Raw genomic sequence first — 13836 nt, forward strand, 5'->3', positions numbered from 1 at the left:
GGCCTCCTCAGGCGGCGGGACGGCGGTAGGGCTCATCGGGCGTGGACGACAGCGCCGCGCGGTCCGCGGGGACCAGCCAGGCGCTCTCGTCGGGCCCGGCGGGCACGATCCCGTACTCGCTGCGGACGATGGGGATCGAGTAGTAGTGGCGCTTGATGTGGTCGAAGTCCGTGGTGGATCCGAAGCCCGGCAGGGCGTACAGGTCGCGGGCGTATCCCCACAGGTGCGGGAACTCCGTCAGGCGCTGGCGGTTGCAGTGGAAGGCGCCGTGGTAGGCGGCGTCGAAGCGGGCGAGCGTGGGGTAGAGGCGGACGTCGGCGTCCGTAACGTGGTCGCCGAGGAGGAAGCGCCGGGTGGCCAGGCGCTCCTCGAGCCCGTCGAGGGTCGCGAAGAGCTCCTCGTAGGCCTGCTCGTACGCCTCCTGGGTGCGGGCGAACCCGGCCTTGTAGACGCCGTTGTTGACGCGGTCGAAGACGAGCGCGCTGATCTCGTCGATCTCGCCGCGCAGCTCCTCGGGGTACAGGTCCGGGGCTCCGGGCGCGTGCAGCGGCCGCCAGACGGTCTCGAACTGCGTGGACAGATGGTGGTAGTCGTTCGTGACGACACCGCCGGTGGTCAGGTCGATCACGGCCGGGACGGTGGGGCGCCCCGTGAACTCGGGGTCGGAGCGCCGGTAGGCCTCGGCGAGGGTGCGGATGCCCAGCACGGGGTCGACACCGCCCTCGTCGAGGGTGAACTGCCAGCCGTCGTCGCCGCGGATCGGGTCGACGACGCCCACGGAGATGACGTCCTGCAGCCCCAGCACCTCGCGGACGATCAGCTGGCGGTGCGCCCACGGGCACAGCAGCCCGACGATCAGGCGGTAGCGGCCCGCCTCGACGGGCAGCTCGCCCGGTCCGTCGCCGAACGGGGTGGTGAAGCGGTTGGTCTGGCGGCGGAACTCGCCGCCCGCGCCCGCCTCCGCATCGAGGTGGACGGACGTGTCCTTGGCGGATCGTGCGGTCATGCGGGCAGCTCCTCGGTGGTGGGGCGGTCGGTGAGGTCCTTGGCGCGGGTCTCGGGGATCGTCAGGGCGACGCCGAGGGAGACGAGCACGGCCAGCGTCACGTAGACGCCGAAGTTCTGCGGCCCCCAGGTCCCGGCGATCCACGCCTGCAGCGCGGGCACGGTCCCGCCGAAGATCGCGGTCGCGAGCGCGTAGCTGAAGCCGACGCCGATGGTCCGGACGGACGTCGGGACCAGCTCGGCCATCAGGGCGGGCAGGATCGACAGCGGCGCGGCCAGCAGCACGAGCGAGACGCCCATCGCCAGCAGCATGTGCTGCCAGGAGCCGTCGAGCAGGCGCATGAGGGGCCAGGTCGTGACGGCGACGCCGATGAAGCCGATCAGCACCACGGGGCGGCGCCCGATGCGGTCGGACAGGCGGCCCCACAGCGGCAGGGTGATCATGGCCAGGACGTTCGCGGCGACGGAGGCCCACATGACGGCCGTGGGATCAGCGTCGAAGATCGCGATGTGGTAGCCGGCCATCGCCGCCCAGTTCTGGAAGGCGATGGTGATGCCGAGGGTGAGGCCGATGATCTGCAGGGCCGGGCGCCAGGAGCGCAGCATCTCGCGCAGGAGGCTGGGGCGCGGGCCCGCCGCGGTGGCCTCGAAGACGCTCGTCTCCTCGAGGCGCGACACGAGGACGACGGCGATGACGCCGGCGACCCCGGCGACGAGGAACGGGATGCGCCAGGCCCAGGCGGTCAGCGCATCCGGTCCCAGCGTGCTGGACAGGATCGCGCCCAGGAGCGTGCCGGCGACGCCGCCGAGCATGATCGAGACGTAGATGAGCGAGGACCAGGCGCCGCGGCGGCCCGGCGAGGCGATCTCGGAGATGTAGGCGCCGGCGGCGGGCTGCTCGCCGCCGTGGGCGAGGCCCTGGACGATGCGGGCGACGACGAGCAGGATCGCGGCGCCGAGGCCGATCGTCTGGGCGGTGGGGGCGACGGCGATGAGCAGCGTGCCGATCAGCGCCGTGGCGGAGGTCGCGAGGAGGGAGGCGCGGCGTCCGTGCACGTCGGAGATGCGCCCGAAGACCAGGCTGCCCAAGGGGCGGGCGATGAAGCCGACCGCGAAGACGACGAGGGTCTCGAGGTATGCCGTGCGGTCGCCGCCCTGGCCGAAGAAGGAGGCGGCGAAGAAGGCGGCGAACGTGGAGTAGATCGTCCAGTCGAAGACCTCGACGGCGCTGCCGATGAGGGCGGCGCCGAGGCGTCGCCGGGACTGCGGGGAGGGGGTGGGGGTCGTCGCGGCCGCAGCGTCGGGCGCGGCGGAGGCTGCGGGCGCGGTGGCGGACGCGGGCGAGGCGATGGGAGCGGGGCTGGTCATGGCGTCCTCGGAGTCGGGCGGGGATGGTGACCCCACGATATGCCTGACTTTGGGATGCGCATAGCTCGGGTTATGGCTGGTGCGCCACACGCCCACCGCCCCTCCGGCGTCACTCCGGCAGGGGGTCGAACGCCGTCTCCCGCATGCGCAGGTAGAACAGCGTCGAGATGCCCATGAGCGCCACGAGGTACCAGGGGAAGGCGTCGGGCGCCCCCAGGTTCTTCAGCTCGGTGCCCACGAGCGGCACGGTTCCGCCGATCAGGCCGACCGTCAGCGAGTAGGGGAAGCCGAAGCCGGTCGCGCGGAAGCGCCGCGGGAACAGCTCCGCGTACGCGGGCATGCTCGAGGCTTGCAGCAGCGCGATGAACGCGTTGCCGACCACCTGGATCACCAGCAGGCGCGCGACCGAATCGGTGAGGAGCCCGAGCGCCGGGACCGTCCCGAGTGTGAGGGCCAGGCCGCCGACGATCATCGTGGGCCGGCGCCCGAAGCGGTCGGACACGAGGCCTGCGAGCGGCACGAGCACCATCAGCGACAGGTGGGTGACCAGCAGCGACAGCATCGACCACTGCAGAGGGAGCCCGTGGTAGGTCGAGGCGTACGCGGGGAAGTAGGTGCCCCAGGCGTAGACCATCGCGGTGAAGCCGAGGGTCAGGCCGATCACCTGGATGCTCTGCCGGGGGTGGAGCAGCATCGGGCGCACGAGCGAGCGGAGCGTGACACGGTGGTCGGCGGCCTCGGGCGCCTGCGTCTCGGCCATGTGGCGGCGCAGGAACCAGCCGCCGAGCGCCAGGAGCGCCCCGAGGAGGAAGACGATGCGCCAGCCGCCCGCGGCCATCGCGTCGTCCCCGATCAGGAACGCCAGGCCCGTGACGATCCCGACCAGCAGCACCCCGCCCAGGTTCCCGAACAGGTTCATGAGGCCGGCCACCCAGCCGCGGCGGCCCGGTCCGGCCGACTCCATCGCGAGCGCGGACACCGAGGCGAACTCGCCGCCGATGCAGATGCCCTGCACGATCCTCGCCAGCAGCAGGATCAGGGGCGCCAGGGCCCCCACCTGCTCGTACGTCGGGGCCAGGGCGATCACGAGGCTCGCGCCGCCCATCCCGTAGACGGTCAGCATGAGCGCCCGCTTGCGGCCGAAGTGGTCGGCGACGGCCCCGACCACGAGCCCCGCGAGGGGCCGGGCGATGAAGCCGACGGCCAGGATCCCGTACGTGCCCAGCAGGGCGACCAGGCCCGAGGTGCCCGCGGGGAAGAACTGCGGGGCGAAGTAGACGGCGAGGAGCGCGTACGCGGTCCAGTCGAACCACTCGATGACCTGGCCGATGCCGGCGCCGATCAGCTGGCGCCGCTCGATCCCGAGGCCGCGGCGCGGCGTGGTGAGCTCCGGGGCGTCCGGAGCCTCGATCGCCGTGCTCATCAGAGGAACCAGTCGGTGTTCAGCGAGTGCTCGCGGATGGACTCGATGCGCTCGGGCGGGTAGAGCACGCCCTGCGTGGTCTTCGACTTCGTGACCAGGGTGCGGTGGGAGATGCGCCACCCCTCCGCGGTGCGCACGAGGTCGTCGACGTAGAGGCCGCCAGCGCGGACCTCGAAGAGGATGTTCGGCTTGTCGGTGGTCTGCAGCGTCACCCAGGTGACCTCGGTGATCGTGCGGGCGTGATCGCCGTCGATCTGGAAGTGGGTGTTGTTGAGCAGATGCTGGCCGGAGAGGCGATCGGGGTCGTTGCGGCTGATGAGCCTCGCCTTGAGCTCGGACGCCGGGAGCGTGTCGATGCCCTCGTCGGGCGCCTCGAAGGTCGCGTCCGGCGTCCAGACGCGGTCGAAGAGCTCCCAGTTCCTCTGGTCGAGGCCCTGGGAGTAGTCGTTCAGGGTGTCCCGGATTTCCTCGCGGGTGAGGAGGTCCTCGATGGTGAGCGCCATGGCGGGCGGTCCTTCCGGGTGGGGGTCTGCGGTCCGGTCTCGGGCGCCGCGTGGTGATGGGGAGCGGTGCTCGATGCCGACAAGCATACGCAGAACTTTGGAAGGTCAAAACTAACGTTAATGTCTGTGGCGTCGAGCGCTGGGCTCGTCGGGCTCGGGGGAGCGGAGGGGTGAGAGGCGGACGCGGAGGGGCGGATGGGTGGGAGTCAGACGTGGAGGAGCGGCTGCGGAGATGTCGGCCGCGGAGGGGGAAGGTGGGCAGGGAAAGCTGGGCAGGGAGAGATGGGCAGGCGTCAGGCGGACTGCGCCACCGCTCAGGAGCCGGGTGCACGATGGACCCGTGAGCACAGGAATCGGACTCTTCGACCACCCCACCGCCCAGGGCGCGCCCGAGGACGCCGAGCGCCGCCGCTTCACGCCCCGGGTGGGCCCGATCGACGCCTGGCGCGACGGCGACCTGTGGCGCGCGACCGGCATCCGCTACGCCCGCGCCGAGCGCTGGGGCGTCCCGGAGCCCGAGCCCGATCACACGCAGCCGCTGGCCGCGACCCGCTGGGCCGCCGCCCCGCCGCAGACCACCGACGCCACCGGCGAGGCGCTCTACAGCCCCCTGCGGCGCGACCTCGATGTCGACGAGCACTGCCAGCGGCTGTCGATCCTCGCGCCCGCCGACGTCGCCGATGACGAGGCCCTGCCCGTGGTCGTCTGGATCCACGGCGGCTCCTACATCTTCGGCACCGGCGATTCCTCCATCACCGACCCCGACGACCTCGTGCGCGAGCAGCGCGTCGTCGCCGTGACGGTCACGTACCGCCTCGGCGCGCTCGGCTACATCGGCACCGATTCCCGTCCCGCGAACCTGGGGCTGCTCGACCAGGCGCTGGCGCTGCGCTGGGTGCGACGGAACATCGTAGCCTTCGGCGGCGACCCGGAGAACGTGACGGCGATCGGGGAGTCCGCCGGGGCGGACGCGATCGTGCACCTGCTCGCGGCCTTCCCCGACGAGCCGCTGGTCGACCGCGCGGTCCTGCAGAGCCCGCCGCTGGGGATCCGTCGGCGCCGCGAGCGGATGGCCCGGGCCACGGCGCGCGTGGTCGCCGCCCTCGACGAGTCCTCGACCCACGAGGACATCCTGGCGATCGAGAAGCCCGTGACGGCCGTGGCCCTGCGCTACGGCCTTGTCGGGTCGATGCCCTTCGGCGTCGAGTACGGGCGCGACCCCATGCCGCCCGAGGACGAGGTCGAGGCCGCGTGGGCGCAGGTCGCCCCGCGCGTGCCGATCATCATCACGACGATGGGCACCGAGTTCTCGTTCTTCTCCCGCCAGGTGGGGCTCATCGAGCGCGCCGGCCGCGCCGCCGGCTTCGACCGCCGCGTGCTCGAGCCCCTCGAGGGCTGGTTCTCCCGGGCAATCTTCACCCGCGCGATCGACGAGTTCGCCCGCGACTGGGCCGCCGCCGGCGGGGACGTGCGCCGCGGCGAGATCACCTGGTCCGCCCCGGGCAACGCCTTCCGCAGCCCCCACGGCCTGGACGTGCTGCTGCAGTTTGGCTCCCGCGAGGTGTGGGAGGGGTCCGCGCTGCTACGGGGCTCCCGCTGGGAGGACTTCGTCCACTCCGGGCAGGTGCTGCGGGCGGCCTGGAGCGCCTTCGCCCGCGGAGAGGACCCAGGTGAGGGCGAGGAGGGGATCCTCTCGCTCCGGGCGGTCGACGCGGGGGAGTGACGGTCGACGCGGGAGCGTGTGAAGGGTGCCTCGTAGAATCCCGTCGCCGGCGCGCACCGCCCGGGCCTACACTCGGCCACCTGATGCGCGCCCTCACCGAGACCCAGATCCGCGACTCCCTCGTCAACACCACCGTGCGGGAGACCCGCCAGGCCGTGTTGCCCGACCTCGACGCCGTCCGCTGGGACCAGATCGAGTACCTCGGGTGGCGCGATCCCAAGCGCGACCTCGTGGCCTACGTGGTCGCCGAGGTCGACGGGGAGGTCGTCGGGATCTGCCTGCGCACCCAGCCGCCGTCGGCCCACCGGCGCAAGATGATGTGCGCCTGGTGCCAGGACGTGACGATCGCCGATCCGGCCGTGCTGTACGTCGCGCGCCGGGCCGGTGCCGCCGGGCGCAAGGGCGACACGATCGGAACCGCCGTGTGCGCGGGGTTCCGCTGCTCGGCGAACGTGCGCCGCGCCCCGTCGATCACCGAGGTCAGCGGGGCGAGCGAGGAGGAGAAGGCGTACTGGACATCGCTGCGGATCGAGGAGCTGCGCACGCGCGTGGCCGGATTCGTGCGCGAGGTCGCCGCGAGCGCCTGACGCGCGGGGCCGGGCGGACGGTGGGCGTGACCGGCCGTGGCGGCACCGGCCGACCGGTGTGGGTCGCAGTGACGGCGCCGACCGGTGGGCGCGGCGCCGACCGATGACGGAGGCGGGCGGTGGGCGTCCAGAAGATGCATCGAGGCGGCATCTGCCCTGTCATATGCGAGGCGCATGCCGCTGGACTGCAGATTCTGGACGCCGAGGGCTGGTGCCCTGAGGAATCACGTCCCGCAGTAGGTGATGAACGCGGTGCCGTCGTCCTCGCCCGGGCCTTCGAGGTCCTCGAGCCCGGGGTGGTGCACGAAGGGGTCGCGCACCGCCGCGAGCAGGCGCTCGAACGGCGCCATGTCGCCCAGCTCCGCCGCCCGCAGCGCGGCGTCAACGTGCCGGTTGCGGGGGATGACCACGGGATTCGCCGACGCCATCAGCTCGGCGGACCGTCGACGGGCGGGCGCGGGGGAGCCGTCGGGTTCCCGGGTGTCATCCTCGTCGCCCGCCGACCGGGCGTCGCCCTGATCACCCGCCGCCTCATCGTCTGCTGATCGGGCGTGGCCCTCGTCCTCTGCCGACCGGGTGTCGCCCTCGTCGCGCGGACCACCGATGCCGCTGGCGATGCCGTTCGCCGAGGTGTCGATCAGATGACGTCGCCGCGCGAGCCAGGCATCGAGCTCGGCCCGGGCCTGCGAGTCAGGGAACAGCCCCGCGAGAGCGGGGACGGAGCCGCTCATCGTCGTGTTCGTGTTCGTGTTCGTGTCCGTGTCCGTGTCCGTGTCCGTGTCCGTGTTCGCGTCCGTGTTCGTGCCCGCTTCGGTGCCGGTGCCCATGCTCGCCGCCGCGAGCTCCGCGTCCGTGAGAGCCCGGAAGAACAGCGTGAGGTCGACACGGTGGCGCTGCAGCATCCGCAGGCAGTCCTCGCCCAGCGCCCGGACTGCGGCGCGCCGCGTCGTCGCAGCGGACGATGCGTCATCGGCGTTCGTGCCTGCGCCCATGCCCTGCCCGGTCGTGCCGTGCTTGTCCGCCCCGTCGCCTCGCCGCAGGGAGTCCGCGTCCTCGCCCAGCGCGATCCCCAGCTTGCGGGCCATGCCGTCGGTCCATGCCCGCAGGTACGCGCCCTCGAAATCCTCGAGGACGGCGGTCGCCGCGGACACGGCGGCATCGGCATCGGCGTCGATCACGGGGAGCAGCGCCTCGGCCAGGCGCGACAGGTTCCACAGCGCGATGCCCGGCTGGTTGCCGTAGGCGTAGCGGCGCTGGACGTCGATCGAGCTGAAGCACGCATCGGTCGCGAAGCGGTCCACGAAGGCGCACGGCCCGTAGTCGATCGTCTCCCCGGAGATCGTCATGTTGTCCGTGTTCATAACCCCGTGGACGAAACCCGTCAGCATCCACTGCGCGACCAGGTGCGCCTGCGCCCGCATCACGCAGCGCAGCAGGCCCAGCGCCGGGACGGGCTCCTCACGGGCCTCGGGCCAGTGGCGGTCGATCGCGTGCTCGACCAGATCCCGCACGGCATCGGGGCCCAGATGCCACGCGGCGTACTGGAACGAGCCGACCCGCAGATGGCTCGCGGCCGCGCGTGCGAGGATCGCGCCGCGCTCGGGCACGGGGCCTCGGCGCAGCACGGGCCGCCCCGTCTCGACCACGGCCAGGCCGCGCGTGGTCGGGATGCCCAGGGCGTGCATCGCCTCGCCGATCAGCAGCTCACGCAGCATCGGGCCCAGCGGTGCCCAGCCGTCGCCGCCGCGGGCCAGGGGCGTGGGGCCGATGCCCTTGAGATGCAGATCGCGGCGGTTCCCGTGCGCATCGACGAGGTCACCGAGCAGGAGGGCGCGGCCATCGCCCAGCTGCGGATTGGGCTGGCCGAACTGATGGCCCGCATACACCTGGGCCACCGTGAACGGCTCGCCCGAAAGGCGCGGGGCGCCGGAAGGGGTCCCGGGGGTGGCGTCGACGGGCGTCGCGCGGGAGGAGACGGGCGCTGACCGGGGGATCCCGTCCGCAGCCGCACCGCCCGCAGCGTCCTCACCGGCCGGGGAGCATGGGGCGCCGTCGGCCCTGATCCGGCCCGTTAGCAGGGCCAGGCCCTCGGGCGTGTCCAGCCAGGACGGGTCGATCCCCAGCTCGCGCGCCAGGTCGTCGGACCGGGCGATGATGCGCGGATCCGGGCACGGGGCGGCCCGATGCGGGACGGCGAGGTCGGGCATCGCGGCGGCGAACGAGCGCTGCAGGCGGATCATCGCCCCACGCTATCGGGCCGGGACCGCCGCTCCCAGGCCCGCCTGCCACCATGCCGCGGTGGACTGGAACGACATCCTCGACCAGGCGATCGAGCACGCCCGACCCGCCGACGCCGCGCCCCCGGGGTGGTGGACGCTGCTCGCGCTCGCCGTCGCCTGCGTCGTCGTGGCGCTGCCGCTGACCTGGAGGCTGCTGCGGCCCGCCGTCACCATCGTGCACGAGCTCGGGCACGGCATCGTCGGCATGGCCTGCGGGCGGCGCTTCACGGGCTTCGTCGTCAGCGGCGACATGTCCGGGCACGCCGAGACCGTCGGCCCCTCCCGCGGGCTCGGCCGCGTCCTGTCGGCCTGGGCCGGCTATCCCGCGCCCGCACTGGTCGGCGCGCTTCTCGTGCAGGTCGCGTTCGGCGGCAGGGCCCGCCCCGTCGTCACCGCGATCCTGGTGGTCCTCGCGCTCTCGCTCGTCCTCGTCCGCTCCGCCCACACGCTCGGCGCCGTCCTGCTGGCCCTCGCAGCGACCGGGGCGCTCTGGTGGCTGGCCGGGCCGACGGTGCTGGCCGCTGCGGTTCTGGCCGTCGGCGTGCTCCTGCTCCTGGGGGCCTGGCGCCACCTCGGCGCCGTGATCGGGCACGGCCGCGCGCAGGACGATCCCCAGCAGCTCGCCCGCCTCACCGGCGTCCCGGCCTGGGCCTGGACCCTGTCGTACGCGCTCGTGATCGGCGCCTGCACCTGGTGGGCCTGGCGCGCGATCTCGCCGCACATGGCCTGAGGCGGGAGCCGCGTGTCCGCATCGATGCGCCGCACCGACCCGATGCACTGACCTGCCGGGGCGCCGGGGCGCCGGGCCGCACTGACCTGCCGGGATGCCGAGCCTCGCCGACGCATCGGCCCGCCGCATCGACCCGCCATGCCGCCGCGGAACCGACCGGCAGGGGACCCGCCAGTCCGATCCCGTGATGGCCGTCACGGGAACGGCGTGACCTGGCCGACCTCCAGAGCGCGACGGGCGACTCCGCACGGATCGCCCCTGTTCGTCCGCGCGACCAGCCGGTAACGTGCCTGGTGGACAGCGCCGGTCCGGGTGGGCCGCCGCCGTGGGCTTCGCGCCTTCCGATGCCGTTCCCATCCCCGAGCTGCGGCACGAGCGCCGACAGCCAACGCGCCGCCGATGGCGGCGCATCCCCATCGAAAGGCAGCACTGCGGGTCGTCCCTCCACCCTCTCCACGTTCGCGGCCGAGTTCCTCGGCACCTTCGCCCAGTTCCTCGGCGGCATCGCCGCCGGTGCGGCCCTGTCCGCCGTGTTGAGCGGTAAGCCCGAGTGGTCGGTCGCCACCGACGGCTTCGCCACCAACGGCTACGGCGAGCTCTCGCCCGGCGGCTTCTCGCTGCTGTCCGTGCTCATCGTCGAGTTCGTGCTCACCGCGATCTTCCTGTTCGTGATCCTGGGGACCACCGACGGCCGCGCCGCCGTGGGCTTCGCGCCCCTGGCCATCGGCCTCACCCTCACGCTGATCCACCTCGTGTCGATCCCCGTCTCGAACACCTCCGTGAACCCGGCCCGTTCGCTGGGCATGGCGGTCTACGGCGGCGCGGACGCGCTCGGCCAGGTGTGGGCCTTCTTCGTGGCTCCGCTCGCCGGTGCCGCCGTGGCGGGTCTGCTCTACTCGGCGCTGTTCGGCGCCGACGACAAGCAGATCGAGAACAACGAGGAGACTGCGATCGCCGCGGCCTGATCGCCGCAGATCCCGTTGTGCGCGCGCCCGACTGACGGGTGCGCGGCACGCGCCACGGAGCCCCGCCCGCCCGGCATGACCGGGGGAGCGGGGCTCCGTGCTGAACTGGTGTTCCGTTCGTCGGGGGTGCGTGTGAACATGTGCCCATGGAATCGATCGCTGCAATCACGTCGTGGACACTCCAACAGGAGATCCCTGTGCCGAACGATGTCACTCAGATACTTGTCCAGGGAGAGCAAGCGGTTGCTGCCTTCAAGACCTTCCGGGACTCCGCCATCTTCACAACGAAGCGGCTGATCGTCCGAGACGCTCAGGGGCTGAGCGGTAAGAAGGTCGAGATGTACTCGCTCCCCTACAAGAACATCGTGATGTGGTCGTCTGAGAACGCCGGGGGGATGTTCGACCTGAACTCGGAGGTTGAGCTGTGGACCAAGGCCGGGCACATCAAGCTCCAGCTCGGGAAGGGAGTCGATGTCCGGCGCATCGACTCCCTCATCGCGTGGGCGGTGCTCCAGTAGCGGTCGGACTCAGGCTCGCGTCTGCTTCCGTCGTGCGTCCAGGAGGAACGCGGCGATCCGCTCGGCGGCGTCCAGCTCCACGCCGCCGTCGGACAGCAGCATGACCTCGGCGGCGATCTCCAGCTCGTCGGTCTCCCCAGCGACGATCTCCGCCCAGGCTCCGTCGCGGACGGTCCGCTCGAGCTCGGCGGGGATCAGGGTCTCGGGGATGCGCAGGCCGGAGGGCTGTGCGGCGTCTGCCTCGGGGTCCCAGGGGGCGGCGTCGGTGGCGGGATGGGCATCGTAGGCGCTCATGGCCTCACCCTAGGGCGGCCGAGGCGCGCGGAGACGATCGCGCGCGACGTGTCGCCCAGACGTCACCGGATGCTCGAGTGCTGGTCGCCGGGGAGGGCGTGATGGCGTGCAGCCCTGGCACGATGAGGCCATGACTGAGAAGCAGACCGCCTCCGCCTCCGCCTCCGCGACCCCCGCTCCCGTGAAGCTCGCCGTGGGCGACCGCGCCCCCGACTTCGACCTCCCCGCCGCCGGAGGAGGCCGCATCTCCCTGGCCGATCTCCGCGGCGCCCCCGCGATCCTGTGGTTCTACCCGGCGGCCAACACGAGCCTGTGCACCAAGCAGGCGTGCGGACTCCGCGATGAGCACGCCGTCTTCGCGGACGCCGGCTACCGGATCGTCGGCATCTCCCCGGATCCCGTGCCCGAGCTGGACCGCTTCATCGCCGAGCAGCATCTGCCCTACGACCTCGCCTCGGACGAGACCCATGAGGTCATGGAGGCGTACGGCGCCTGGGGCACCAAGAACATGTACGGGAAGCTGGTCGAGGGGACGATCCGGTCCACGTTCGCGATCGACGCCGACGGAGTGCTGACGCTCGTGAAGTACCGGGTGGGCACGCCCTCGCACATCACGATGCTGCGCGAGCGGCTGGGGGTGTGAGACAGGGCGGCACTTGCCCATGAGGCGTCCGGTCTTTGGAATCAGATGCCGAGCCGGGCCAGGCGCACGACGGTCGCGGCGGAGCGCTCGAGGTTCTCGGCGCCCGCCGCGAGCGCGGTCTCCAGATCGACGGCCCCGGGGACGATCCCGACGAGGGCGCTGACCCCGTGCTCGAGCAGCACATCGGCATCGGCGACCACCCGGCCGGCGAGCACCACGCAGGGGACGCCGGCCGCCGCGGCCACCCGGGCCACCCCCGCCGGGGTCTTCCCGTCGAGGGTCTGCGCGTCGACGCTGCCCTCGCCGGTCAGCACCAGGTCCGCCCCGCGGACCGCGCCCGCGAGGTCCGCCGTGCGGCAGACGAGGTCGACGCCGGGCTCCATGAGGGCGCCGAGGAAGGCCATGAGCGCCCATCCCAGACCGCCGGCCGCCCCGGCGCCCTCCGCAGCGGCCGCCGACGCGGGACCCTTGCCCCCGGCATCGGCGTCCGTCGCCTGCTGCGCCGTCCGTGCCAGGCGGTCGAGCAGGCTGTCCAGGTCGCGGACCGTGTCCGCGTCGGCCCCCTTCTGCGGTCCGAACACGGCGCTCGCCCCGCGCTCGCCCGTCAGGGGGTTGGTCACGTCGCAGGCGGCGGTGATCCGCAGGGACCGTACGGCCGGGTCGAGGCCGCTGAGGTCGATGCGCGCGAGGTCGCGCAGGCCCGCCGGGTGCGGCTCGAGCTCGTGGCCCTCGCTGTCGAGGAACTGCGCGCCGAGGGCCGCGAGCATGCCCGCGCCGCCGTCGTTCGTGGCCGAGCCGCCGAGGCCGACCACCACCTGTCCGCCCTCGCCCACGTGCTCGACGGCGGCCAGCAGCAGCTCGCCGACGCCGCGCGAGGAGGAGCGCATGATGTCCCGCTCGCCGGTCTCGACCATGTCCAGGCCCACGGCGCTGGCGACCTCGAACGCGGCGATGCCCTCGCCGACGGCGATCGTCCCGCGGGCGGGGCGGCCGAGCGCGTCGTGGACGTCGACGTCGATGACCCGTGCGCCGATCCCTGCGGCCACGGCCTCGGTGAAGCCCTCGCCGCCGTCGGACATCGGGACCTCGATGCACTCGGCATCGGGCACGACCGTGCGCACGCCGCGCGCCATCGCGCTCGCGGCCTCGGCGGCGGTCACGGACTCCTTGAACGAGTCGGGGGCCAGGACGATCTTCATCGTCCGAGCATCTCATGTAGGGGTGGCTCACATCGCAGCGCCCCGTGTGGCCCGTCACGCCCGCCTCCGGTACGCTAGAACGGCTGCCTCGCGCAGCGATCGTGCGCCTCAGTCGTACGAGGAGACGTGGCAGAGCGGCCGAATGCGCTCCCCTGCTAAGGGAGTAGGCGACCAAAATCGCCTCGGAGGTTCAAATCCTCTCGTCTCCGCTCGAGAAAAGGGCCGTGAACAGGCGAAATGCTTGGTCGCGGCCCTTCTTCCATGCCCGCGTCGGACCCTCTGGAGCAAGAGCGCTGTCGCCTGCGGCCGAGGTCTGCTGATCCGCTCCGCGGAGCAGGCGCGGATCTGGCGTGCAGGAGCCCCTGCGGGCGTGTCGTCGGCAGGGCGGCCACCGCATGCCGGAGGGATCGACCTCGCCTTCGCTCCGGACCGCACCGGCGGTGCCGCCGTCCGCCCGTCGGAAGCATCCGCGCACCGGTCCTGACGGCCGCCCAGCATCCGGCCCGCCCCGCCCGTCCTGTGCCCCGGGCGTAGAGTGGGCGCCGTCCGCTCAGCGCCGATGCGGCTGGTGACGCTGATTCGGCGCCGGTCGCTCGCGC

The 13836-nt window shown here is 72.6% G+C and carries 13 protein-coding genes and 1 tRNA gene; 7 read left to right on the top strand and 7 right to left on the bottom strand.

What is annotated here, in order from left to right; translation table 11 throughout:
* Positions 1-7 precede the first annotated feature (7 nt).
* From FM110_RS11740 to FM110_RS11755, 4 genes are all read right to left on the bottom strand, one after another.
* Positions 8-1006, bottom strand: coding sequence for a glutathione S-transferase family protein (locus tag FM110_RS11740; protein ID WP_087104942.1), 999 nt, complete (start codon positions 1004-1006; stop codon positions 8-10).
* Positions 1003-2373: an MFS transporter gene (locus tag FM110_RS11745; protein WP_087104943.1), complete on the bottom strand. Its 1371-nt coding sequence runs from the start codon at positions 2371-2373 to the stop codon at positions 1003-1005. Before FM110_RS11745 ends, FM110_RS11740 begins: the two co-directional genes overlap by 4 nt.
* A gap of 109 nt (positions 2374-2482) precedes the next feature.
* Complete coding sequence (locus FM110_RS11750) at positions 2483-3796, bottom strand: MFS transporter (RefSeq protein WP_087104944.1); 1314 nt, start codon at positions 3794-3796, stop codon at positions 2483-2485.
* Positions 3796-4299: a nuclear transport factor 2 family protein gene (locus FM110_RS11755; RefSeq protein ID WP_087104945.1), complete on the bottom strand. Its 504-nt coding sequence runs from the start codon at positions 4297-4299 to the stop codon at positions 3796-3798. The genes FM110_RS11750 and FM110_RS11755 overlap by 1 nt, the downstream gene beginning before the upstream one ends.
* Before the next feature lie 340 nt (positions 4300-4639).
* On the opposite strand from FM110_RS11755, the gene FM110_RS11760 reads away from it, so the two are divergent.
* Both FM110_RS11760 and FM110_RS11765 read left to right on the top strand, forming a co-directional pair.
* Complete coding sequence (locus FM110_RS11760) at positions 4640-6022, top strand: carboxylesterase family protein (RefSeq protein WP_159458076.1); 1383 nt, start codon at positions 4640-4642, stop codon at positions 6020-6022.
* An 83-nt stretch (positions 6023-6105) separates the two neighbouring features.
* Positions 6106-6609, top strand: coding sequence for an FBP domain-containing protein (locus FM110_RS11765; RefSeq protein ID WP_087104947.1), 504 nt, complete (start codon positions 6106-6108; stop codon positions 6607-6609).
* Positions 6610-6833: 224 nt separating this feature from the next.
* Here FM110_RS11765 and FM110_RS14675 read toward each other — a convergent pair whose 3' ends face one another.
* Entirely contained in the window at positions 6834-8849 is a 2016-nt protein-coding gene (locus FM110_RS14675; RefSeq protein ID WP_234992407.1) for a protein adenylyltransferase SelO, read from the bottom strand.
* Positions 8850-8907: 58 nt separating this feature from the next.
* Between FM110_RS14675 and FM110_RS11775 the strand changes: the two genes are divergently transcribed.
* The 3 genes from FM110_RS11775 to FM110_RS11785 all read left to right on the top strand — a co-directional run bounded on the left by FM110_RS11775 (position 8908) and on the right by FM110_RS11785 (position 11101).
* Positions 8908-9618, top strand: coding sequence for a M50 family metallopeptidase (locus FM110_RS11775; protein ID WP_234992415.1), 711 nt, complete (start codon positions 8908-8910; stop codon positions 9616-9618).
* 344 nt (positions 9619-9962) lie between these two features.
* Complete coding sequence (locus FM110_RS11780) at positions 9963-10583, top strand: aquaporin (RefSeq protein WP_087104948.1); 621 nt, start codon at positions 9963-9965, stop codon at positions 10581-10583.
* A 146-nt stretch (positions 10584-10729) separates the two neighbouring features.
* Complete coding sequence (locus FM110_RS11785; RefSeq protein ID WP_087104949.1) at positions 10730-11101, top strand: PH domain-containing protein; 372 nt, start codon at positions 10730-10732, stop codon at positions 11099-11101.
* 9 nt (positions 11102-11110) lie between these two features.
* Here the strand turns inward: FM110_RS11785 and FM110_RS11790 are convergent, their stop codons facing one another.
* Positions 11111-11395 carry a hypothetical protein gene (locus tag FM110_RS11790; RefSeq protein ID WP_087104950.1) on the bottom strand — a complete coding sequence of 95 codons (285 nt, stop codon included), beginning with the start codon at positions 11393-11395 and terminating at the stop codon, positions 11111-11113.
* A 130-nt stretch (positions 11396-11525) separates the two neighbouring features.
* Between FM110_RS11790 and FM110_RS11795 the strand changes: the two genes are divergently transcribed.
* A complete protein-coding gene (locus tag FM110_RS11795) occupies positions 11526-12038 on the top strand; it encodes a peroxiredoxin (RefSeq protein WP_087104951.1) in 513 nt (170 codons plus the stop codon).
* A 41-nt stretch (positions 12039-12079) separates the two neighbouring features.
* Here the strand turns inward: FM110_RS11795 and FM110_RS11800 are convergent, their stop codons facing one another.
* A complete protein-coding gene (locus tag FM110_RS11800; protein ID WP_087104952.1) occupies positions 12080-13237 on the bottom strand; it encodes a glycerate kinase in 1158 nt (385 codons plus the stop codon).
* Positions 13238-13357: 120 nt separating this feature from the next.
* On the opposite strand from FM110_RS11800, the gene FM110_RS11805 reads away from it, so the two are divergent.
* Positions 13358-13446 (top strand) — tRNA-Ser (locus FM110_RS11805).
* The last annotated feature ends 390 nt before the right edge of the window (positions 13447-13836 follow it).

It is taken from the genome of Brachybacterium nesterenkovii, from assembly GCF_900163655.1.
GTDB lineage: Bacteria > Actinomycetota > Actinomycetes > Actinomycetales > Dermabacteraceae > Brachybacterium > Brachybacterium nesterenkovii.

Bases quoted from the DNA above. Each gene is read 5' to 3' on its own strand.
- FM110_RS11780 (WP_087104948.1), top strand. From the start codon at position 9,963: ATGCCGTTCCCATCCCCGAGCTGCGGCACGAGCGCCGACAGCCAACGC.
- FM110_RS11800 (WP_087104952.1), bottom strand. From the start codon at position 13,237: ATGAAGATCGTCCTGGCCCCCGACTCGTTCAAGGAGTCCGTGACCGCC.
- FM110_RS11795 (WP_087104951.1), top strand. From the start codon at position 11,526: ATGACTGAGAAGCAGACCGCCTCCGCCTCCGCCTCCGCGACCCCCGCT.
- FM110_RS11790 (WP_087104950.1), bottom strand. From the start codon at position 11,395: ATGAGCGCCTACGATGCCCATCCCGCCACCGACGCCGCCCCCTGGGAC.
- FM110_RS11740 (WP_087104942.1), bottom strand. From the start codon at position 1,006: ATGACCGCACGATCCGCCAAGGACACGTCCGTCCACCTCGATGCGGAG.
- FM110_RS11755 (WP_087104945.1), bottom strand. From the start codon at position 4,299: ATGGCGCTCACCATCGAGGACCTCCTCACCCGCGAGGAAATCCGGGAC.
- FM110_RS11745 (WP_087104943.1), bottom strand. From the start codon at position 2,373: ATGACCAGCCCCGCTCCCATCGCCTCGCCCGCGTCCGCCACCGCGCCC.
- FM110_RS11750 (WP_087104944.1), bottom strand. From the start codon at position 3,796: ATGAGCACGGCGATCGAGGCTCCGGACGCCCCGGAGCTCACCACGCCG.
- FM110_RS11765 (WP_087104947.1), top strand. From the start codon at position 6,106: ATGCGCGCCCTCACCGAGACCCAGATCCGCGACTCCCTCGTCAACACC.
- FM110_RS11785 (WP_087104949.1), top strand. From the start codon at position 10,730: ATGGAATCGATCGCTGCAATCACGTCGTGGACACTCCAACAGGAGATC.
- FM110_RS14675 (WP_234992407.1), bottom strand. From the start codon at position 8,849: ATGATCCGCCTGCAGCGCTCGTTCGCCGCCGCGATGCCCGACCTCGCC.